Origin of the sequence: Methylobacterium durans (genome assembly GCF_003173715.1) — a bacterium.
GTDB classification, from domain to species: domain Bacteria; phylum Pseudomonadota; class Alphaproteobacteria; order Rhizobiales; family Beijerinckiaceae; genus Methylobacterium; species Methylobacterium durans.
The window spans coordinates 1,142,258-1,161,365 of sequence record NZ_CP029550.1; the positions used below are offsets into that span (position 1 = coordinate 1,142,258).

Sequence of the window (19,108 nt, forward strand, 5' to 3'; positions counted from 1 at the left end):
AAAATGCCACCGTCGGTTCCGTGAGGGGCGGGCCATCCCATAAGCCATCGGCATCTTCGCGGAGGTGCCGAAATGACGTTTCGCTTCATCGAGCAGCATGGAAGCATCTGGCCGGTGCGTCTCATGTGCCGCGTGCTCGGGGTCTCGGCCAGTGGGTATTATGCCTGGCGCTCCCGGCCTGAGAGCCGCCGCGCCCAGGAGAACCGTGCCTTGCTGGCGGACGTGCGACGCCTGCAGGAACAGCACAAGAGCCGCTACGGCTCACCGCGGATGCATGCCGCTCTGCGCGCGGAGGGACGCGGCGTCAGCCGAGGCCGCATCGAGCGGCTGATGCGCCGACACGGCATCCGGGCTCTGGCAGGCCGCCGCTATCGCCCGTGCACCACCGACAGCAATCATCCCCTGCCGCTCGCTCCCAACCTCCTGCAGCAGACCTTCGTGGCGGCAGCCCCCAACCGCGTCTGGCTAGCCGACATCACCTACCTGGCGACTGGCGAGGGCTGGCTCTACCTCGCGGCCGTGCTGGATCTGGCCACCCGCAAGCTCGTGGGATGGGCCATGCGCGAGCACATGCGCATCGAGTTGACCCTGGCCGCGTTGATGATGGCCACCCAGCGGCAACGGCCAGCTGCCGGGCTCATCTGTCATTCGGATCGCGGGAGCCAATACGCTGCGGCAGCTTACGGCGAGCAACTCGCCGTCGTAGGGGCGGTCGCCTCGATGAGCCGGACAGGATGCTGCTTCGACAATGCCCCGATGGAAAGCTTCTTCCACACACTCAAGGTCGAACTCGTCCATCAGCGCCGATGGGCAACCCGCGACGAGGCACGTCGCGACCTGTTCGCCTACATCGAGGGCTACTACAACCGACAGCGCCTCCACTCCGCCCTCGGCTACCGTACGCCTGAGCAAGCTGAGCAGCGCTGGGCAACGTAACCTCCGTGTCCACTGAAACAGGGGAGGATCAAAGCTCTTCATCGAGGCCCAGGCCTCGATCAGCGTGCCATCGACACTGAAGTGGTCGCTGGACAGGAGCCGCTTCACCCGGGGCTGGGCCAGCACGGCTGCCAGGAACTTGGCGGCGATCTCGCCGGCCAGCAGCCGGTCCCGGTTCTTGGTGAAGCTCGTATGATCCCAGGGCGGATCGTCGACACCCAGCCCCACGAACCAGCGCAACAACAGGTCGAACTCCAGCCGCTCCATCAACTGCCGCTCCGAGCGGATCGAGTAGAATGCCTGCAGGAGCATCGCTCGCAGCAGCATCTCAGGCGGGATCGACGGACGACCTATCCGGGCCGCATAGAGCGCAGAGAAGTCCTGGTTCAGCGCTGCGAGCGCCACATCCGTGAGCTGCCGGATCGCCCGCAGAGGATGGTCGCGCCGCACCCGCGCCTCCAGGTCCACATACGAGAACAAGGTCCCCGACCGCTGATCCGAGCCGCGCATCCACCTGCCCCAAGCGTTACCGGGAAGGAGTGAATCATGCCCAGCTCGGCCACGCCACGGACTTCCTCAACAGCCTGCTAGTACTACTGTGTCACAAACGAGCGATGGCAGCAGGGACATCGGTGAAGGGACAGGACCAGTGCACGCGCCAGTCTCAAGCGCAGGCTCTTGATGGAATCAGGCACGTGACGCTCTGGCCGGATCGGGGGCGCCGCGGGGTCTGTAACCGGCGGGTAGGACAGGGGTTTGGCGCCTGGTGATCTTCGGTCCTGAGGGGGGAAACCGGCCTCGCTCGGAGACCAAGAACCCGTACGCCGCGATGCACAAGCTGGCGTGATGATGGAAGCCGCGCCAGCTCCGCCCCTCGTAATGGCCGAGCCCGATCTCCTGCTTCAGCTCTTGATAGTCCCGCTCGATGCGCCAGCGCAGTTTGGTCTGGCTGACGAGCTCGGCCAGGGACGTCTCGGGCGGCAGGCTCGAGAGCCAATACTTCGTCGGCGCGGCCTCGCCCTGCGGCCACTCGATCAGGACCCACTCCTCGGCACGAGGCTCGTGTCGCAGCTCATCGCGATGCGCCGGGCGCGCCCGCACCGCCGCAAAGCGCGACGCCAACATCCCGTTCGGGCCCGCACGCCACCTGACCTGCTGCCAAGCCGCCTCCGGCAGAGACCGGGCCAGCTTCTCGGCCGAGAGCGGCTTTTGATCGGGGCTGCGCCGCACCCGGGTCGGTGGCCTGCCGCGCCCGCTCCACGCTTTGGGCGGCAAAGGAGCTGTTCCGGGTGGCCACAGGCTGGTCGAGGAGGAGATGCCGAGACTGTAGCGCAGACCCAACTCCGTCAGGGCCGTGCGGAAGGCTGTGTCGATCCCGTATCCGGCATCGGCCAGCACGAGACCGGGCGGCACCTGTTCGGCCTGGGCGGCACGGATCTGATCCAGCGCGATCTCCGGCTTGGTCTGGAAGAAGATCGCCTCGGGCACGCCAGCCTTCGTGCGCCGCTCGGGATCCTGGGCCCAGGCTTCGGGCAGGTAGAGGCGGTAGGCGATCGGCAGGCTGGCCTGCGCGTTGGCCAGCGAGAGCGTCACGGCGACTTGGCAGTTCTCCTGTTTGCCGATCTGCCCGCAGTATTGCCGCCACACCCCGACCGAGTGCCGGCCCTTCTTGGGAAAGCCCGTGTCATCGACGATCCAGGCCTGGATCGGGCCTTGGCTCTCGATCATCGGCAGCACCGCGGCGCGGACCCGGGCCAACAAAGCGGCGTCTGACCAGTCGCCCTTGGCCACGAAATGGTGCAGCGCCTGATGGGTGGCCTGAACCCGAGCCGGTGCGATCCGGGCCGCCATGGGCTCGATGCTCTTGCGCGCGCCCGGCAAGAGCAGACCGGTGCAGTAAGCCTTCAGCGGCGCGACCCGATCAGCATGGCCGAGGACGTCCGAGAGGGTGTCGACATAGGCCGCAAAGCGCGGCTGGTCGGCCAACGGAGTGTTCAGGGCATCCATGCCGCGCTCCTGCACGAGATCGGATCACCCCTCATACACCCCATTCTTGTGACACAGTAGTACTAGTGCACAGCCCGCCCGCCTCGCCGCGGCTTTTCTTCGTGATAGGCGACGGATGAGGTGCGGTCTTCGCAGCTCAATCCGCACCGAATCCACCCGAGATGACGCGCTCGCCGAGTTTTCGGTCCACCATCCGGACCGTCCGGTCAATTTCGGCGTCAGGCGCGCCGAGCTGGTGCGAGATCAGCTTCACCAGCACGTCAACCCGCTCGATGAAGGGCGCCCCGCTCGCCACCGCCCGCGCCGCCGACGAGGGGTTGAGCAGGCTCTCGGCCGCCTTGGCGTACTTCTCGAAGGGCACCTGGTCCTTCGGGTCGGCGCCGAGCCGCTGGGCGATGGCGTCCACGTGCTCGTAGATCGCGCGGGACCGCGCTAGATCGCTATGCACTGCGTCGCGGATCGATTGCGGCTCCTCCGGTGTGACGCAGCGGTAGTTGCCTGTCAGCAGCATCGACCACTTCGCCAGCGGCACAAACAGCGAGTCGAACACCTTGAGCTTCACCGGCACGTCCTGCCCGTCGAGGCGCACCGCGTCGATGTCCGCCTCCAACTCGCGGAGCAGCTGGTTGTGCGCCTCGTCGGCGAACGCCGCCGCCTTGAAGTTCGTCGGCAGCCCGACGTGGAGAACATTCGCACCCTCACCTGCCGGGCGGTAGGCCTGCGGATCGGGCGAGCAGAGCGTGACCAGCCCTGGCTCGAACCGATCCCAGACGCCGGCATTGGTGTAGGCAAACTCCAAGTCCATGTTGGCGAGCGCCGGGATGCGCCTGAGATACGGAAGGGGCGGCATGTTCATGAGTGAGAGACAAGGCCGCTTCGCCTCAGAAATCTTGATCATCAGGAGACGGATCGAATAGTCATTGTATTGCGGCTCCTGCATGGCGAGCCCAACCAAGTCATATCGGGAGACGTCGACGTCTTCGGGCGGCGTCGCGTCCAAGGTGCCAGGCAGATCACGCGAAAATATTGCTCGGTGGCCCGCTTCATCGCGCAGCTTGATGCGGACCTCGGTGCCCTCGCGGTTGATCAGGTCAGCCGTCTTCCTGCGGCAGACGAGGGTCACGTTGTGACCAGCCATCAGCAGCTTCGTGCCGAGCAGCGAGCCGTACGAGGCTCCAAGGATCAGAATATTGCGTGGCATGCGCTTCTTCCCAAAATTTGTAGTGTTATTTCCACGAACGTAGCGATGTTCGACTCCTCAGCCTCAAGGCACGCTGGGCCTTCCACGTCCGGATTACAGCACGCAGCCAGGCCGTCTGCCCACCGCACTTTCAGCCGTAACAAGGGGCCGGATCTCACCTTCAGCCCGCCTGGCCCTCTCCATCGCCGCGCTGGGATGGGTCGGCACAGCTCCCGGATGATTGGCATTATCGCCTGCGGCGTGGCCCGGTGGAGGCTGGGGTGTTGCCGCGGTTCTCGTTGAGGAGCTTGCGCCAGCGGGTCAGGCGCTCAGGGTCCAGCGTTCCGCCAGAGACGGCGGCCTGCACGGCGCAGCCGGGTTCGTGGGCGTGGGTGCAGTCGCGGAACCGGCACAGGGGCGCGAGCTCAGTGATCTCGGCAAACAGGGTCTCGATGCCTTGCGCGGCGTCGCTGACGTGCAGCGTTCGCATTCCCGGCGTGTCGATGACCCAGCCGCCGCCAGCAATGGCGTGCAGGGAGCGGGATGTCGTGGTGTGGCGGCCCTTGGCGTCGTGCTCGCGAATGCGTCCCGTCTCCTGAGGCACATTCTGGTCCGGACCAGCCAGCGTGTTGACCAGGGTCGATTTGCCGACACCGGAGGAGCCGACCAGCGCCACGGTTTGCCCCACGCCGCACCACCGGGCCAAGGCACTCACGGCCTCGGGCAGGCGAGGATTGATGGTCAGCACGGCGAGCCCGCGCTGCAACTGGGCAGCCTGGCGCTGATAAGCCCCCACATCGACCGCAGTGTCGGCTTTGGTGAGCAGGATCACCGGATTGGTGCCGCCCTGATTGGCCAGTGCCAGATAGCGCTCCAGCCGGGCGGGGTTGAATTCGGCGTTGCAGGAGGTGACGACGAACAGGGTGTCGACGTTGGCCGCGGCGATCTGAAGGGGCCTGCTGCCTTCGGTACGCCGCGCCAGCACCGTCCTGCGGGTGAGGCGGCGGTGAAGCGTTTGGGTCTGGGGATCGACTAGCACCCAATCGCCCACAGCGTAATCGCCGGTGTTGGTGTGAGCCGGAAGTGTCAGCTTGACAGGCCCAGTGAGAGACAAGGCGGTCAGGCGGGAGCGGTGAACCGCAGCGATCCGCATCGGGGCGAGATCGGCCTCGTTGCGCTCACGCTGGTCCTCAAAAAAGTCGGACCAACCCAGGCTTGCAGGCGATACGGGATGAAGGAAGTCGGGATGACCGGTCACCGATTTGCCTATGACACGCTGTCACGCCCATGGCCAGCACCCTGCATTCTGGCGTGCTCTCGCCCCTGAAGCAGCAATGCAGAGCGTTCGGTGCTGTTGACCTAGATGCTTCCTCACAAGCGTCCCGCGCCCCTCACGAAGGCAGAGCATGTCTTCCGAAAGACAGATGCAGCTACGGACCCGCTCGCTATTCCAGCCATCAGAATTCTCGCGCAAGGGCCTCTCGGGCTTGCCATGCCGGGTGTTCCGCGGGGAAAGGCAAGGCACAGATGTTCGATTGGCAACCCGAATGCCGCAGACAGCTGCTGCAGAAGCAGGACTTTGTGTCGGCCGACGCCCGAACTTTGCGTCAAACTGGGCAGTCGCCTCTTTATCCCTGAAGCGGAACATCGGGCGGATCCTTCAGATCAGCCTGGAACTCGGCGCCACTTGAACCGGGGCGGAACGGTCCCAGGTTCCACGATGCGCCCCCAGCCAGCGCGGACCATTCACGGTACCTGCGCAGCCACGATCGAACGCCGGCTCGCAGCCCAGCGTCCGGAACAAAGAGCGGAGACCTTCCACGTGCCGGAACCGGATCGCACCTGAAGGCGACCGAGCACAGAACCATTCATCGAGCCCTGCGAGACATTCAGGCCGACGGTTCCATCAGCACCGACGCGACCGGACATCCGCGTTGCCTCGTCTGAGGCCGAGAGGAGACGAACCTGTCCCTCCTGTACGACGACCGAGTAGGTGTGGCGTCCATCGCAGAAGCCGCTCTCGGTCACGAGCTCGACCCTCCAAGTCCCGTTGTACGACGCCGCGTCCGCTGCACGTGCAGGTAGGAACGCTGCCAGTGACAGGCTCGACGCAAGCGCGAGCACAGCAGAGACCTTCAACATGCGGGATCTTTCAGGGCAAGATGAAGGGCCACCGGCACGGTCGTGCGGCGGCCCAAGATGGAGAGAGCGTGAAAACGCGCCCTAATTGTCATTGTGGGGTAAACACAAGATGGTAGCTCGAAATACGAAATGCAAGTCTCTACCACCTGAAAAACATGCGACGTGCAAAATCTACGACACTCACAAGGCCGATAAGCTTGTCCGCACTCTTCCAGCAGAGACTGAGACTGGTCAATGACCTTCTGGAGGTGTGCTTAGTTTTGGCATCAGGAGCGCCTCAGCGGCCTGTAATGGGGCCGTCGCTTGCACCACCATGTTTCGGAGCGGATGAGGGAGCGCAGCTTCTCGTAGCGCCCTTCCATCAACGCCCTGCGGACGTGCGATTTCCATCCCCCGCCGTCATATCGCGCGGTCCGCTGTTCCGTCCCGCCGAGTGGGCGACCAAGTTCGGCGTCGATTCTGCCGCGGTCTGACCACAGCGACCCCTACTTGGCGAGGAATGTCTTGTTCATGGTGAGAGTGGCGATGACGCCGGCCGGGTCCCATTCGCGAGTGATGGACCCGTCCAGCTGATGGGTCATCGCCCGGTTCAGCAACTTGCTGCCGTATCCCCCAGGGCCGGTCGGGCGAGTGACGGGCGGCCCGCCTCTTTCCGTCCATGCGATGACCACCACGTCCTCTTGCTCCGAGGACGACACGTCGAGGGTGCCCGTGGGAACCGAGAGAGCGCCATACTTGAGCGAGTTGGTCGCCAGTTCGTGCACGACCAGCGCCAGTGTCGTCGCGGCTGCCTCACCTACCCCCATCCTCGGCACCGAGACACGGATGCGTCCGCTGAAGGCACCCATGTCGTCGTAGGGAGCCAGAAGGATCGCGATCAGGTCGCCGAGCAAAGCCGCCTTGCCCTCGTTGCCGGGGAGTGGGCGGACAAGGTCGTGCGCGCGTCCGAGCGCTGTGAGCCGTTGGGTGAGCTCGCGAGCCATGTCGACCGTGGTGGAGGTGGAGCGGGAGGTGATGGCGGTCAGGCCGCTGGCGATGGCGAGCAGGTTCTTGACGCGGTGGCTCATCTCGCCGGCGAGCAGCTCGTGTCCCTCCTCCGCCTGCTTGCGTCCGGTCACGTCGAGGAAGATCCCGAACATGACCCGTCCGACGATGCCTTGGTCGTCGCCGCGGCCCCGCGCGGAGATCCACTTCACCAGATCGCCATGCAGGATGCGGAAGTCGATCTCATAATCGCCCAGGATAGCGCGGGTCGCCGCGAAGGCGCCCCGGACGCGGTCACGGTCGGCTGGATGGATGCGCGAGGACAGGTCCTCGAAGGTGATGGATGCGCTCTTTGGCAGGCCCCAGAGGACGAACGCTCGCTCGTCCATGGTGAACGCGTCGTTGTCCACGTTCCACGACCACAGGGCTACTCCCGCCGCGTCGATCGCGAGGCGTAGGTGTCGCTCTCCCCAAGCGGGCGATGACGCAGACTGGGCTTCTAACATGAGAATTCCATGAACCTCATTCGGCGCACCTTCTCCTGCGTGGTCCAGTGCCGCCGGCGCTGGACGGAGGTGATCACCTCGACGCGCTCGGCGCGGGGCGGGTCGTTAAAACTCACCATGGGGTCGGTCATAGGCACACACTTCCACAAGCGTGAGCCCCGGTCCGGTCATTCACGGGGCTACCTCACACAGGCGCTCGCTCGCACCAAGGCCCACCGCTCGAGCGCAAGCTGGAAACGGCCCCTCGCGATCACGGCACCACCTTCCACGTCGGTGCCAACCTCGCCGCCTTCTGTCAGCGCTGCCACACGTTGCACGACCGATCCGAACATCAGCGGCGACAATGGCGCACGCTGTTTCAGAGGAGGGCTCTCGGCAGTTAATTCCGAGGTTCATACCGACTAGCTCTGGCGTAAAAAGAAATCTAAGGGAAATCTTCGCTCCACAAACATGCGCGCTTGATTTGTTTTTAGGATCGGCGCATACAAGAAATATAGAGGTGGCGCCGCCACTTCGCTTTCTTATAATCTTCTCATGAAGATAAAACAAGGAGAAACACTATGGCTTGGTCTGCCCCCGTCGTTCAGGAAGTTTGTGTCGGCATGGAAGTCACCAGCTACGAGTCGGCTGAGATCGACACCTTCCACTAAGCAGCCACTCGGGCGTTCGCGCTTCACAACTCTGATACTTGAGAGCCGCCTGAGGGCGGCTTTTCTCGTTTCGACCAGGACGGCCTGCAGAATGGTGAACTGCGCCTAACCCTGTCGACCATGCCTGTGACGCGGCGATGCGCGCGAGGCCGAATACGCTCGTGGACAACACGAACCCCTAGGCCCAGTCCTCCCCCGGATTGCGACGGCAGACACCGCGAGTGTGCCTCTCGATCTCTGCCAGTGCGGCGTCGAGGGAGTGACCTTGACCTGACCGGCTGGCTTTGGACCGGGCTGATTGCGAGGATCAGCCAGGATCGGAGGAGCTGGAAATGAGGAGAGGACAGAGGCCGAGTGCCGAGCAGGTGGTGCTGACGTTGCGCCAGATCGAGGTGCAGACAGCCCAGGGCAAGAGCATCGCCATTGCCTGCAAAGAGGCGGGCATCTGCGAGCAGAGCTACTATCGCTGGCGCAAGGAGTACGGCGGCCTGCAGGTCGATCAGGCGCGTCGGATGAAGGATCTGGAGCGTGAGAACGCCCGCCTGCGGCGCCTTGTGGCGGACCTGTCCCTGGAGAAGCAGGTGCTCAAGGACGTCGCGGCGGGAAACTTGTAGCCCCCGAGCGACGCCGGCAGGCGGTCTCTGGCATCCGGGAGAAGTACGGCCTCTCGGAACGTCACGCCTGCCGGATCGTCGGCCAGCACCGCGGCACGCAGCGCTACGTGCCCACCGTGCTAGCCGACGAGGATGCGCTGACCCGCGCCATCATCAGCCTGGCGTCCGAGTACGGGCGCTACGGCTACCGCCGTGTCACGGCTCTGCTGCAGGCAGGTGGTTGGCAGGTGGGCAAGGATCGGGTTCAGCGCATCTGGCGTCGTGAGGGGCTGAAGGTCCCGCACAAGCACCGGCCACGCAGCCGGCTGTGGCTGAACGACGGCTCCTGCGTGCGGCTGCGGCCGCAGCATCGCAACCACGTCTGGAGCTTCGACTTCGTGCAGGCGCAGACCCACGATGGCCGCAGCTTGCGCATCCTGACGCTGATCGACGAGCACAGCCGAGCCTGCTTGGCGCTGAAGGTGGCGCGGCGCATCAACAGCCTGGGCGTGATCGAGGCGCTGGCGGAGGCGATGTGCCTGCACGGCATCCCGGAGAACGTCCGCTGCGACAATGGCCCTGAGATGGTTGCGAAGGCGCTGCGCAAGTGGGTCGCCCAAGCTGGATCACAGATCCAGTACATCGCGCCGGGCTCACCGTGGGAGAACGGCTATTGTGAGAGCTTCAACGGCAAGCTGCGCGACGAGTGCCTGCGCCAGGAGATCTTCTACTCGCTCAAAGAGGCACAAGCTGTGATCGGGCTTTGGCAAGCCACTTACAACCGCGTCCGGCCGCACTCGTCCTTGGGGTATCGACCGCCCGCGCCCGTCAGCTTCCCGGATCTGGCCTTCCGCCTACCCATGGCCGCTACCATGCAGTAGCCTCGCAACTGGCTCGGTCCAAAATGCCGGTCAGGTCAGACTCGTAGCTGGTGACTTCCATGCCGACGCAGACTTCCTGGACGATCGGGGCAGACCAAACCATATTACCTCTCCTAAACGATCTTCCTGAGAAGATTATAAAAACTTCAGGCAGCGACACCGCCGCAATGACTTTTGTATGCGCCCTGTGAGACAATAAAACAAGCCCTGACACTACAGAACTCGTAAGAAATATTATTTTTACCTTCGCCCCGTCCTTGGCTGCGCCGCCCAAATCAGTCGCTCAGCGCTCTCCTTCGGGACAGCGCGGCCCACCGCCGGCGTGATGATCTGGCAGGTCACGCAGCATATGACACCGGTGGCAGAAAGACGCGAAGTCAGCATTCTTCTTGTTCATGGTTTCATGATGGTGCGGTCTGTACCCGCCGAGCATGCCGCGCGGTATTACGTTGACTAAGCTCCTGTCTGACGACACCTCCGCTGAAGACTCATTTACGTCCATCGAAGCTGCTTCAGCAGTATGTTCCATCGTTTTGCTTAGGAATTATATGAACCCTCCGTGGCATGAGTGCGTTTCTCTATGCGTACCGAATCGATGGATTCGGCGCCAGGAGTAAACGACATGCGTATATTTCCAGCTGCACTAATGGCTCTCGCCTTGGCCACGGCTGCGCCTGCTCTCGCTCAGAACACGACTGCAAATCCGGGTGCCCCGAGTACGGCGAACCCTCCCACCCACGTGGCTGATCATGACGACAGCGGCAAGTGGGGGTGGCTCGGTCTACTCGGGCTGATAGGACTTGCAGGGTTGATGCCTCGCAAGGACCGCGTTGCCGCGCGAACCACGTTGGACAATACATCTGGAGCTGTCAGGCGCTAACACTGAGGAGGGGGCTGGGTCGGCTCCCTTTTCCCTTTTGGGCATACCAAGGAATGATGCGCCCTCTCGCTCCGCCGCGGGCAGCATCGTCGGCGCGACTGGCCAGATGGTGAAGGCAGGTATGAACACCTCCGGAGCTGGTGGCCGATAGGCCAATTGCCTGTGCACTCTGATTGTGTGTAGTGACGTCTCCATCCCCCGATCACGGTCTGCGCGTTTCTCAGCGTGTAGAAGATCTTGCCGCTGAGGAGTTCGTCACCCCGCTCACGCCGGCCGCCTTGGCCACGCTCTGGCCTTGGGAGATTAGCACGATTGGCCTGCCGCAGATTGGCAACGATCTCGTTTGGGCTTGTGTCCTTTGCCACCTCGTCCGTTCTCCAGGCTCAAACGCCCTACAAGAGGGCGGACCACTTCTGTCCGGACGAATCAGACTGCCCACTAGGAATAGCTGGCGAGACAAGCCGGGGCCGAAATCAGCGAATGAGAAGCAGCCTGCCTAAACACATATTGAGCTGGCGAAGCCAGATGCACATTTCTCAGACTGCACCGGGACGTGGCCGCCGAACACCTCTTCCGGGCGAAACCGCAAGGAACTCCGCTGGTTCAACACACTTCCGTCGGCTTAGATCACAGCATGCAACCAGCTCTGGCGGACCGGTGGTTTGCGTGCGGGAGCAAAGTCGGGCAGGTATCCGCTCCCTCAATATGGAGGCGCGTTCGCCTCGGCCAGCACGTCTCCTTGCGAGGCCGCAACCTCAACGGCGGCGTTCACGAATTTTGCCGCAAGACTGCTTAGGACCGTGATTTGGCGGTCGGCTTCGAAGCGGGCATTGGTGCGCGGTGATGGCCCAAAGTCTACGGCCGCAGTCGCGTCAGTAGATTGCTCCAAGCGGATCGCCACGCGTTGTAGGGATTGCAGACTGACGATAGCACGGACGGAGAAGGCCCGCGATCAAAGTGTCCCACATATGGCCGGCACGACCGCGATCTCGATTGAGGCTGGCGACACCGTTGACGAACTCCACCGCGCCGAGCGCGGCCCTGACGCCCTGCCCCGATCCGCCGAGGCCCTGCGCCAGCTCGCCCCTATCGACCGCATGCATGTGCTGGCGCCGTTCGCAGCCCTTCATCGACAGGAGCCGCGCCCGTGAAGAGGGGCGACACTGATTGCGCGGTCACGTATCTGGCAGGAGGACCTGCCCGCCTGATTGTGCTCTGGTCCCCGAGTAGGCGCCTCCCAGATGCTATGATCTGGATGGTTTCGGCACGGTCGCATTCCGCCCGCGCCACCTTCTCCAGATCCCGCAGATACAAAATCAGCGTCTCATTGTCGCCGTCACGCTTGCTGAGGGCAACGCCTACCTTGGCCGAAACGGTGCGCTCAAGCTTGCGCCAGTATGCGGCCGACCTGCTGATTTGGTTTTTCATCGCAGCCACCGCTGTGTCGAGGGCGGCAGATACTTCGAGCATCCGCGATGATGTCGCACTCAATTTTGTTAGCTTTGACCGCCTCAATGTGAGCCAGTGACATGACCAGAAATGAACATGCCACCTTCAACGCTGGCATCCGAGCAGCCCTCGACGTGGCACGGATGGCCGCTGTTACGATTAAAGTCGGCGGAGGCGCCAACGGTCTATGGCGCGCCGAATGCAACCCAACCGCTCTGCCTTGACCAGCCGAGGCGCGGCACCGCCTCAACGCACGTCGACCGACAACACGTGCCAGCGAACTTCAGAGCCCTTCATCGGCAAGCCTGAGAGATCCATCATTGACCCGCGCCAAGCAGACGCCGCCGGCACCCACCGAGAACCTGACCGAGCTGCGCGCCCAGGTTCTGCGCCAGCCGATCAGGGCCCTTCACACCGCAGCGATCTGGGGAGCGGGCCGCGACAATGCCGTAGAAGCCATTGCCGCGGTTCGAAGGGACTATCCGGATCTGCACCCGGCCGGCATCGGGCACGATCCGTCGTACGGCTGGAACTGGGAGCCGCATCAGCTTGAGCGCGAGCGCGACGGCATGACGGGACGCGGGCTGGTGGCGGCATTCGAGCGCGCCGCGCGCTTTCTCAGCTACGCGAGCCCCTTTGCGCAGACCGCGATCAACCGCGAGCGGACCAGTCACTCTTGGATGTCCGCGGCTGAGCGGATCACGGGCGGCAACGTGCCGAACGGCATGTTCCTCGCGGCAGCCTACGCTCTGGGTTTTCGCGTCCGGCAGGCGCCCGGAACTCCCTATGCCTTCATCAATCTCGGTGAGAGAGCCGTTAAGCTCGATACACAGAGAACGTCCCACCGAGCCAAACGAACGTTGAGCTGAATGTTGCGCCGCAACAGAAAATAGGCATTTGTGCGACTATGGAGCACATGTTGTGTAGGCTGCTGGAGAGGCGGCAAGCCGACGGATGACCGATCTTTCAGGGCATTGATTTCTTATAAACTGCACGGAACAAACCTTTCGCCTGGCTCTCCAGATAAGCAACGTCCGCATCGGTGAGACTTCCCGTGCAATTCGCACTAAAATAGTCTTCGTCAATATTTTTTGATTCACTTGCCGTGGATTTGATGATCATTAGCCTCCAAGCGCAGCCTAACACACGATCTCTCTGAACTGCGTCCTCGCAACCATTCGTCAAACAAGACGACACATTGCGCTGAGCTTCGCGCTCTCCCGCGAGGGCTCTTGGAAAAAATCCCTTGAATTCTTTCTGTGCCTCCTGACAGGAGTGATCCGCCTGCTCGCAAATCTGCAAATGCTTATCTGGCGATTGGGCCAACGCCACGCTTGATCCGAGTAAAAGTAAAAGCGGAAATGCTGCGAAGTTTCTCATGGCTTGCACCCTAAGGATATCGGACAACTGTGCGGCAATGTCTGTCTCCAAGGGCAACGTTCGTCTTTCGACCTCGTGCCCATTTATTTTTTGGATTCGCGAACAGGTCCCTGTCCTCGCGAGCCGGTTCTGGCTCCCTTCACAGATCCGGAGCAGCGAAACGGCCGAAGGGTCAAATTGCTGGTCGCTCAGACGAGCTGACCGCGCTCTTCGCTCAGTAGACCGGCGCGTCAGTGCGAATTCGGACTGGTTCTCGGCCCACGGCCCCAAAAGCGCAGCGCGCTTCCAGCCTCGAAGAGAGGTCCGGCTGATGTCCTGCCGCCTCATCTGAGCGACTGGCAATTTGACCCTCGCATCCTTTGGCTATCTAGCTGGCGGATGTCCGTGTTCGCCTCCGGCTTCCCCTGCCTTGAGCCACCGTCGAACCCGCTGATCCTGAAGCTTGAACATGGGGCCGCTCTCTCCGCGGCAGACAAGGCTACGCTGGAAGCGCTGTCGGCTCGCACACGGGAGGTCGAGGCGCGGAAGGATCTCATCCAGGAAGGCGAGCGGCCGGAGGTGGTCCACCTCGTCATGAGCGGACTGGCCTGCCGCTACAAAGTCCTGCCGGACGGCAAGCGCCAGATCCTGGCCTTCCTGATCCCGGGCGATTTCTGCGATCTGCACGTCGCCATCCTCGGCTTCATGGATCACAGCATCTGCACGCTGAGCCGGTGCACGATGGTGGCGATCTCAAGCGAGAGCATTGCGGAACTGACCTTGAACCATCCCCGCATCACCCGCGCCTTGTGGTGGGCGACGCTGGTCGATGAGGGCATACTGCGCGAGTGGCTCACCGGCATGGGCCAACGCTCCTCGGAAGCCCAGACAGCTCACCTCTTCTGCGAGCTTCTGGTGCGGCTCCAGGCTGTCGGACTTGCGGCACCAGACAGCTGTTACCTTCCGCTGACGCAGAACGAGCTGGCCGACGCGCTGGGGATCTCGCCCGTGCACATGAACCGCACCCTGCAGCAGCTGCGCGCGGATGGCCTGATCACTCTGGCCAAGGGCATGCTGACAGTTCCGGATGTTGCCCGACTGCAAGCCTTCGCTCACTTCAATCCGAACTACCTGCATCTTCTGCGCCGAACTGGGCAGGCGTGAGGATTGCGGGCTGCTCCGGCGAATTGCGTGGCTATGCGGCTGAGCAGGGCCTAAGGTGGCTCACCGCCGATCTGATCCCTGGCAATCAGCCGCTGAGAGAGGCGTGTGCTCCCGCCGACGATCTGTGGGGAGCGACATGGCACGCTATTTCTTCGACCTTCACAACAGCAAGTTCTCGTCGCGCGACACCCGCGGGCAGGAGTGTGCGGGCCCGGACGCGGTGAGCGAGTACGCGCTGAAGCTGCTCTGCGACGTGGCGCGGGAACGTCCGCTTGAACACATGCACAGCCGCCTTGGCGCGACGGTGCGCGACGAGAATGGCGCCGATCATGGGACGCCAGCAGCGCCTCGCGGGTCCACTGATGCACCGCTTGCTCGAGATACTCGAGGAGCCGCCTCCTACCGACTCCGGCTCCAAGCATCGGCTCTTCTGCGAGCTGCTGGAGTTGGAGGAGGCCGCGCGTGCGGCATCCATCGAGCAATGGCTGCTCGATGAGATCCAGGTAGCTCGCGAGACTGCCGGCGAGGCCATGCTCCTCACAGCCAGCGAGATCCTGAAGCACTGATGCTTCACGCTCGCGACCTTACCTCTATCTTTGGCGAGCGGTGAGGGCAGGCGCGCTTCACGGCTGCCAATCGATTTCGCGTAATCGAAGCGGCCCTGATTAAAGCGTGCGCTTATGAACCGATGTGCGACAATCGGTCGACATGTTTCCGGAAGGCATCTAAGCATCCGTGACGTGCCTGCACGACCGAAGGCGGCGTCATGACTTTGAGCGACGCAAAACATGCTGAGGTTGTCAATGAGCTTGGCGTTGTTTTTCTTTCCAAATCGCTCGGATCACTGATCATCGCTTGTGAACAATTGAACCCGCGCGTCAGCCCGCATCTCCGTCCTGCCTTGTTGGCGGGTATCCGACGCGACCTGCAGCTAATCCGTGACACATACCCGGATACGCAGGTGCCAGCTCAGAGTCTGAGCACTCTCGACGAGTACCTGTGCTTCGTCGTGGAAACGGCTTTGGCCGATGAGGATCTGCCTTCGCCTCAAGCCCACTGATCTTCTGATTGGGCCACGCGCCTGCGCAGGAATGGCCCATGCGGCTGAGCAAAAGAAGCGCAGGCTGTGATTGGCCTCTGGCAGAACACCTACAACCGCGACCGGCCGCCCTCGCCTGTCATCATCCCGGACTCAGCCTTCCATCTACGCATGGCCGCTACCATGCATTAGGGTCGCAATCGGCTCGGTCCGAAATACCGGTCAGGTCGCCCGGGGGCAGGCTTGCCGCATAGATCGACACCATCAGTTCTGCCGAACGTCAGTCAAGATCGACTGCTTGTCCAGTACTGCTCCAGCCTCGTCGAAGCGATAGACGAGGATTTGACTTGTTGCGAGGTGCACCTCCGCCACGTCCTCTGCGCTGAGGCCGTCTAGGTGCATGACGAGAGATCGCAATGAGTTGCCGTGAGCCACTACAAGCGTACGCCTGCCTTCTTGTACCTGCGGCGCAATCTCTCGCCTGTAGTACGGCACCAGCCGCTCGGCGGTCATGGCGAGGCTCTCACCACCCGGAGGCACAGCATCATATGACTTCCGCCATAGACGGACCTGCTGCACCCCCCATCGTGCCCGGGCCTCCTCCTTGTTCAGACCGGCGAGCTCTCCATAGTCGCGCTCGTTCAGCGCCCCAGCCCGTCGGACGGTGAGAGTGGATTGCCCGAGTTCCGCCAGCATGAGGGACAATGTGCGCTGGGCACGCGTGAGCTCGCTGGTGAACGCGACGTCGAAACAGAATCCAAGTTTTCCGAGCTGATGCCCAGCCTGGATGGCTTCGGCCACGCCTTGGCTGGTGAGATCAGAGTTTCGCAAGCCAGAGAAGAGATCCTGCTGGTTATCGTAGCTTTGCCCGTGGCGCACGAGCACGAGAGTTCGTTCAGTCGCCGTCATCTCACCGCCGCCCTTTGCGAAGCCGGGCATATAGCAAACGGCGCGGTTCATTCACCGGGGGATCCGCGTCGCGGGGCAGATAAGGAAGGCAGACACCCTGATCCTGCCAGGCACGCCATCGTCGGCACGCTTGTTCTCGGCTCAAGGCAGGGGCAGCACTGTCGCTTGAGAAGGCCTTTCAGCCGCTAAAGTCCTCGCCAGTGCCGAGGCCATCATCTGCAGTGAAACGTCAGCCGCGCACCAGCGCTTGGCATCCCTCCTCACCCAGCTACATGCTTTGACCCCTCCGCTGCTCCTGCAGGGACTGACGAAGCGCTGCAATCGTGTTCTACTGCGCCGGGTTTGGGTCTCGCCCTGCGATGTAGTTGAGCGTCACCAAGGCAATTTGCAGGGCTGCGGCTGGATCCCGTCCTTCTCGGCGTGCTTGCTCGAGAATGCCGGCGACGTTCTCCATGGCTTCTGCAGTCGCTTCGTAGCTGCGCATCTCTCACCTCGGTGCGCTCGGCTCCACATGCGGCAAGCCTGGCTGCTCCTGTTTTCCGCTGCATCACCGAACGCTTGCTGGGCCGCAGCTCCATGAGACACTGGCGGTGGTTTGTCCGGGTTGACGGCGAAATTCGAGACGCCCTGCGGAAGGCCAAAGTGGCTATGGGACGCTACGGATGGCTTGTGAAATCCACTGATGATGCCGCTCCTCCGACGTGACATAATGGCTGACACGGTCGCAACCCGCCCAGTGTCGGAGCGAGGGCAGCATGCCGAAGAGGGTGTTCCAGGTTAAGCTGGACGACGCCGAGGCGGCGGATCTCGAGTAGTTGGCGGCTTCGTTGAAGGTGACGGTCAGCCAGTTCCTGTACAATGCCGTGACCGACGCTATTCGTGCCAAGCACCGCGACCGCGACCGTTGGGCGTCGCCTGCCGACGATAATCCCGCCGCGGATGCATTGGACGACTGAGTGCCGCGTCGCGCAATCAGATCCGCGGGCCACTTGCGCGCCGAGCTTTGCCGCGCTGGTGGCCCGCAACGCAGGGCTGTCGAAACGTCTGCAGGTATAAACTGCGCTTGCGGCAGCCGAGTTCTGCTCAGCGAAAAAAGCACTGTAGTAAGCAATGTGCAACTGGAGCAGGCAACCTAAGCTGAAGCGCAATAAAATCGGTGCTGGCCGAGGCAACTAGGCGATATTTTGCTTTCTCGTCCGCTAAAAGTGGAACCGCGCTCCGCGAGCGGACTTGTTCTTACTGGCAACAATTTTGGAGGAACGCCCGTGAAAATTTCGTTGATCGTCGGTGCAGCTGCCATTCTCGCGCTAACGGCAGGGACATCCCTGGCAGCGCCTTGCAATACTGGCTCCACGGCGGGCCAGCAGACTTCAAACGACAGAAATTCGCGTGCTGATCCAGGCGCCAAGAACCTGGCCGGCGGCGAGCAGCCGGCCTCGCCTGGCACGGTGGGCGCGATGAACAATGTCGGCGCCAACCAGGGCCTGGGTGAAAAGCAGGTGGCTAACACCGTGACGGAGAAGGGCCGCGAGGACCCGGCCAGCAAGAACATGGCTGGTGGTCAGCAGCCGGCCTCGCCTGGAACCGTTGGCGCGCTCAACAACGTCGGTGAGTATCAGGCGCTCGGCAAGAAGGACGACAATTGCTGAGCGCCCGGATGGACAGCTCCGCCCAGATCGCCCGCCCGGCTCGCGCCGCGGCGGGCTTTTCATGCGCAGAGTTGCACGCACGTGATCGCGCGGCTTGCTGATGTCGTGACCATGAAGCGGCACAGACGTACGGAGTACTGCCATGTCTAGTCAAGAAAAACATACCCCGTGTCGCGGCGGCTTCCGCTCCTTCCATACGGCGCGACGCACCATCCAGGGCTTCGAGGCCATGCTTTGGCTGCGCAAGGGCTTCGGCTTTGCCGGCGCGTGGACCGTCCGCGAGCAGAACCATCTGCTCGCAACCTGCTTCGGACTTCCCGCCGCGAATAAAGCATGAGAGCGGGGCGGTAGACGCCCTTTTGCGGCGCGCATCCGGGTTTGCGACGCGCCCAGTCAGCGACTACAAGGGTGCCGCCACCATGCTGCCCGCCATGCCGGAGGCGCCCATGCTCATCGCTGATCAGGGCTACGACGCCGACTGGTTCCGCCAAGCGCTGCGCGACTACGGCAGGCGCCCCTGCATCCCTGGGCGCTCGGGCCGCTCACGTCTAATCCGCCACGGCAAGCAGCTCTACCGGCAGCGTCACAAGATCGAGATCATGTTCGGTCGACTGAAGGACTGGCGGCGCATAGCCACCCGCTACGACCGGTGCGCGCACACCTTCATGTCCGCCATCGCGCTCGCCGCCACCGTGCTCTTTTGGCTGCCGAGGTTGTGAGTCCTGAGCCTACAGCAGGCTCTCAGTGGTTTTGGAGCGTTCCGCTAGGACAAGCCCTATT

At 62.9% G+C, this 19,108-nt stretch carries 19 protein-coding genes and 7 pseudogenes; 16 read left to right on the forward strand and 10 right to left on the reverse strand.

Annotation, left to right across the window (positions count from 1 at the left end):
- Positions 1-42 precede the first annotated feature (42 nt).
- A pseudogene (locus DK389_RS05320) lies at positions 43-936 on the forward strand (IS3 family transposase); the annotation flags it as partial.
- Between the two features lie 177 nt (positions 937-1,113).
- Here DK389_RS05320 and DK389_RS35495 read toward each other — a convergent pair.
- The 5 genes and pseudogenes from DK389_RS35495 to DK389_RS05350 all read right to left on the reverse strand — a co-directional run.
- Positions 1,114-1,446, reverse strand: a pseudogene (locus tag DK389_RS35495) (transposase); the annotation flags it as partial.
- Positions 1,447-1,623: 177 nt separating this feature from the next.
- A complete protein-coding gene (locus tag DK389_RS05330; RefSeq protein ID WP_109887897.1) occupies positions 1,624-2,943 on the reverse strand; it encodes an IS701 family transposase in 1,320 nt (439 codons plus the stop codon).
- A gap of 136 nt (positions 2,944-3,079) precedes the next feature.
- Entirely contained in the window at positions 3,080-4,144 is a 1,065-nt protein-coding gene (locus DK389_RS05335; RefSeq protein WP_109887899.1) for a ketopantoate reductase family protein, read from the reverse strand.
- Between the two features lie 226 nt (positions 4,145-4,370).
- Positions 4,371-5,381, reverse strand: coding sequence for a ribosome small subunit-dependent GTPase A (rsgA, locus tag DK389_RS05340; protein ID WP_418292010.1), 1,011 nt, complete (start codon positions 5,379-5,381; stop codon positions 4,371-4,373).
- Between the two features lie 1,369 nt (positions 5,382-6,750).
- The gene (locus tag DK389_RS05350) at positions 6,751-7,755 is read right to left on the reverse strand and encodes a sensor histidine kinase (RefSeq protein ID WP_109887904.1); all 1,005 of its coding nucleotides are present in this window, start codon (positions 7,753-7,755) and stop codon (positions 6,751-6,753) included.
- Positions 7,756-8,315: 560 nt separating this feature from the next.
- Here DK389_RS05350 and pqqA (DK389_RS05355) point away from each other — a divergent pair.
- Together pqqA (DK389_RS05355) and DK389_RS05360 are read left to right on the forward strand one after the other, a co-directional pair.
- On the forward strand, positions 8,316-8,405 hold the full coding sequence (gene pqqA, locus DK389_RS05355) for a pyrroloquinoline quinone precursor peptide PqqA (RefSeq protein ID WP_109887906.1): 90 nt from the start codon (positions 8,316-8,318) through the stop codon (positions 8,403-8,405).
- A 332-nt stretch (positions 8,406-8,737) separates the two neighbouring features.
- A protein-coding gene (locus tag DK389_RS05360) for an IS3 family transposase (RefSeq protein ID WP_109887907.1) occupies positions 8,738-9,879 on the forward strand; the annotation gives its coding sequence in 2 pieces (ribosomal slippage) (positions 8,738-9,005 and positions 9,005-9,879; 1,143 coding nt in all).
- Here DK389_RS05360 and pqqA (DK389_RS35500) read toward each other — a convergent pair.
- Complete coding sequence (gene pqqA / locus DK389_RS35500) at positions 9,866-9,982, reverse strand: pyrroloquinoline quinone precursor peptide PqqA (protein WP_109887909.1); 117 nt, start codon at positions 9,980-9,982, stop codon at positions 9,866-9,868. The two genes, DK389_RS05360 and pqqA (DK389_RS35500), sit on opposite strands and share 14 nt — an antisense overlap.
- A 543-nt stretch (positions 9,983-10,525) precedes the next feature.
- Between pqqA (DK389_RS35500) and DK389_RS05370 the strand changes: the two genes are divergently transcribed.
- Positions 10,526-10,759, forward strand: a complete 234-nt coding sequence (locus tag DK389_RS05370) for a WGxxGxxG family protein (protein WP_236960920.1) — start codon at positions 10,526-10,528, stop codon at positions 10,757-10,759.
- 66 nt (positions 10,760-10,825) lie between these two features.
- Here DK389_RS05370 and DK389_RS33910 read toward each other — a convergent pair.
- Positions 10,826-11,016: pseudogene (locus DK389_RS33910) on the reverse strand (integrase core domain-containing protein); the annotation flags it as partial.
- A 711-nt stretch (positions 11,017-11,727) separates the two neighbouring features.
- On the opposite strand from DK389_RS33910, the gene DK389_RS32025 reads away from it, so the two are divergent.
- The 3 genes from DK389_RS32025 (at position 11,728) to DK389_RS05380 (ending at position 13,077) form a co-directional block, all read left to right on the forward strand.
- On the forward strand, positions 11,728-11,910 hold the full coding sequence (locus DK389_RS32025) for a hypothetical protein (protein WP_162560501.1): 183 nt from the start codon (positions 11,728-11,730) through the stop codon (positions 11,908-11,910).
- A 212-nt stretch (positions 11,911-12,122) separates the two neighbouring features.
- The gene (locus tag DK389_RS32030; protein WP_162560502.1) at positions 12,123-12,287 is read left to right on the forward strand and encodes a hypothetical protein; all 165 of its coding nucleotides are present in this window, start codon (positions 12,123-12,125) and stop codon (positions 12,285-12,287) included.
- 241 nt (positions 12,288-12,528) lie between these two features.
- Positions 12,529-13,077, forward strand: a complete 549-nt coding sequence (locus tag DK389_RS05380; RefSeq protein ID WP_109887915.1) for a hypothetical protein — start codon at positions 12,529-12,531, stop codon at positions 13,075-13,077.
- Positions 13,078-13,174: 97 nt separating this feature from the next.
- Here DK389_RS05380 and DK389_RS32035 read toward each other — a convergent pair whose 3' ends face one another.
- Positions 13,175-13,639: a hypothetical protein gene (locus DK389_RS32035; protein ID WP_162560503.1), complete on the reverse strand. Its 465-nt coding sequence runs from the start codon at positions 13,637-13,639 to the stop codon at positions 13,175-13,177.
- A 327-nt stretch (positions 13,640-13,966) separates the two neighbouring features.
- Between DK389_RS32035 and DK389_RS05385 the strand changes: the two genes are divergently transcribed.
- From DK389_RS05385 to DK389_RS05395, 5 genes and pseudogenes are all read left to right on the forward strand, one after another.
- Positions 13,967-14,731: a Crp/Fnr family transcriptional regulator gene (locus DK389_RS05385; protein WP_109887917.1), complete on the forward strand. Its 765-nt coding sequence runs from the start codon at positions 13,967-13,969 to the stop codon at positions 14,729-14,731.
- A gap of 136 nt (positions 14,732-14,867) precedes the next feature.
- Positions 14,868-14,996 (forward strand): annotated as a pseudogene (locus tag DK389_RS35505) (DUF6894 family protein); the annotation flags it as partial.
- A gap of 52 nt (positions 14,997-15,048) precedes the next feature.
- A complete protein-coding gene (locus tag DK389_RS05390) occupies positions 15,049-15,297 on the forward strand; it encodes a hypothetical protein (RefSeq protein ID WP_109887918.1) in 249 nt (82 codons plus the stop codon).
- A 200-nt stretch (positions 15,298-15,497) separates the two neighbouring features.
- Positions 15,498-15,791: a hypothetical protein gene (locus tag DK389_RS32040; RefSeq protein ID WP_162560504.1), complete on the forward strand. Its 294-nt coding sequence runs from the start codon at positions 15,498-15,500 to the stop codon at positions 15,789-15,791.
- Between the two features lie 51 nt (positions 15,792-15,842).
- Positions 15,843-15,962 (forward strand): annotated as a pseudogene (locus tag DK389_RS05395) (IS3 family transposase); the annotation flags it as partial.
- Positions 15,963-16,034: 72 nt separating this feature from the next.
- Here the strand turns inward: DK389_RS05395 and DK389_RS05400 are convergent.
- Together DK389_RS05400 and DK389_RS32045 are read right to left on the reverse strand one after the other, a co-directional pair.
- Complete coding sequence (locus DK389_RS05400; protein ID WP_109896049.1) at positions 16,035-16,679, reverse strand: 2,3-bisphosphoglycerate-dependent phosphoglycerate mutase; 645 nt, start codon at positions 16,677-16,679, stop codon at positions 16,035-16,037.
- 328 nt (positions 16,680-17,007) lie between these two features.
- Entirely contained in the window at positions 17,008-17,163 is a 156-nt protein-coding gene (locus DK389_RS32045; RefSeq protein WP_162560505.1) for a hypothetical protein, read from the reverse strand.
- A gap of 343 nt (positions 17,164-17,506) precedes the next feature.
- Here DK389_RS32045 and DK389_RS34900 point away from each other — a divergent pair, with 343 nt between their 5' ends.
- The 4 genes and pseudogenes from DK389_RS34900 to DK389_RS05415 form a co-directional block, all read left to right on the forward strand.
- Entirely contained in the window at positions 17,507-17,635 is a 129-nt protein-coding gene (locus tag DK389_RS34900; RefSeq protein WP_257791928.1) for a hypothetical protein, read from the forward strand.
- 309 nt (positions 17,636-17,944) lie between these two features.
- Complete coding sequence (locus tag DK389_RS05405; protein ID WP_109887920.1) at positions 17,945-18,328, forward strand: exopolysaccharide production protein YjbE; 384 nt, start codon at positions 17,945-17,947, stop codon at positions 18,326-18,328.
- A gap of 149 nt (positions 18,329-18,477) precedes the next feature.
- Positions 18,478-18,665, forward strand: a pseudogene (locus tag DK389_RS05410) (IS6 family transposase); the annotation flags it as partial.
- 55 nt (positions 18,666-18,720) lie between these two features.
- Positions 18,721-19,047, forward strand: a pseudogene (locus DK389_RS05415) (transposase); the annotation flags it as partial.
- Positions 19,048-19,108: the final 61 nt, after the last annotated feature.

Excerpts from the sequence above, each read along its gene's own strand:
- DK389_RS05330 (WP_109887897.1), bottom strand. The coding sequence starts at position 2,943 with ATGGATGCCCTGAACACTCCGTTGGCCGACCAGCCGCGCTTTGCGGCC.
- DK389_RS05335 (WP_109887899.1), bottom strand. The coding sequence starts at position 4,144 with ATGCCACGCAATATTCTGATCCTTGGAGCCTCGTACGGCTCGCTGCTC.
- DK389_RS05350 (WP_109887904.1), bottom strand. The coding sequence starts at position 7,755 with ATGTTAGAAGCCCAGTCTGCGTCATCGCCCGCTTGGGGAGAGCGACAC.
- pqqA (WP_109887906.1), top strand. The coding sequence starts at position 8,316 with ATGGCTTGGTCTGCCCCCGTCGTTCAGGAAGTTTGTGTCGGCATGGAA.
- pqqA (WP_109887909.1), bottom strand. The coding sequence starts at position 9,982 with ATGGTTTGGTCTGCCCCGATCGTCCAGGAAGTCTGCGTCGGCATGGAA.
- DK389_RS05370 (WP_236960920.1), top strand. The coding sequence starts at position 10,526 with ATGGCTCTCGCCTTGGCCACGGCTGCGCCTGCTCTCGCTCAGAACACG.
- DK389_RS32025 (WP_162560501.1), top strand. The coding sequence starts at position 11,728 with ATGGCCGGCACGACCGCGATCTCGATTGAGGCTGGCGACACCGTTGAC.
- DK389_RS05385 (WP_109887917.1), top strand. The coding sequence starts at position 13,967 with ATGTCCGTGTTCGCCTCCGGCTTCCCCTGCCTTGAGCCACCGTCGAAC.
- DK389_RS05390 (WP_109887918.1), top strand. The coding sequence starts at position 15,049 with ATGGCGCCGATCATGGGACGCCAGCAGCGCCTCGCGGGTCCACTGATG.
- DK389_RS32040 (WP_162560504.1), top strand. The coding sequence starts at position 15,498 with ATGACTTTGAGCGACGCAAAACATGCTGAGGTTGTCAATGAGCTTGGC.
- DK389_RS05400 (WP_109896049.1), bottom strand. The coding sequence starts at position 16,679 with ATGACGGCGACTGAACGAACTCTCGTGCTCGTGCGCCACGGGCAAAGC.
- DK389_RS32045 (WP_162560505.1), bottom strand. The coding sequence starts at position 17,163 with ATGCGCAGCTACGAAGCGACTGCAGAAGCCATGGAGAACGTCGCCGGC.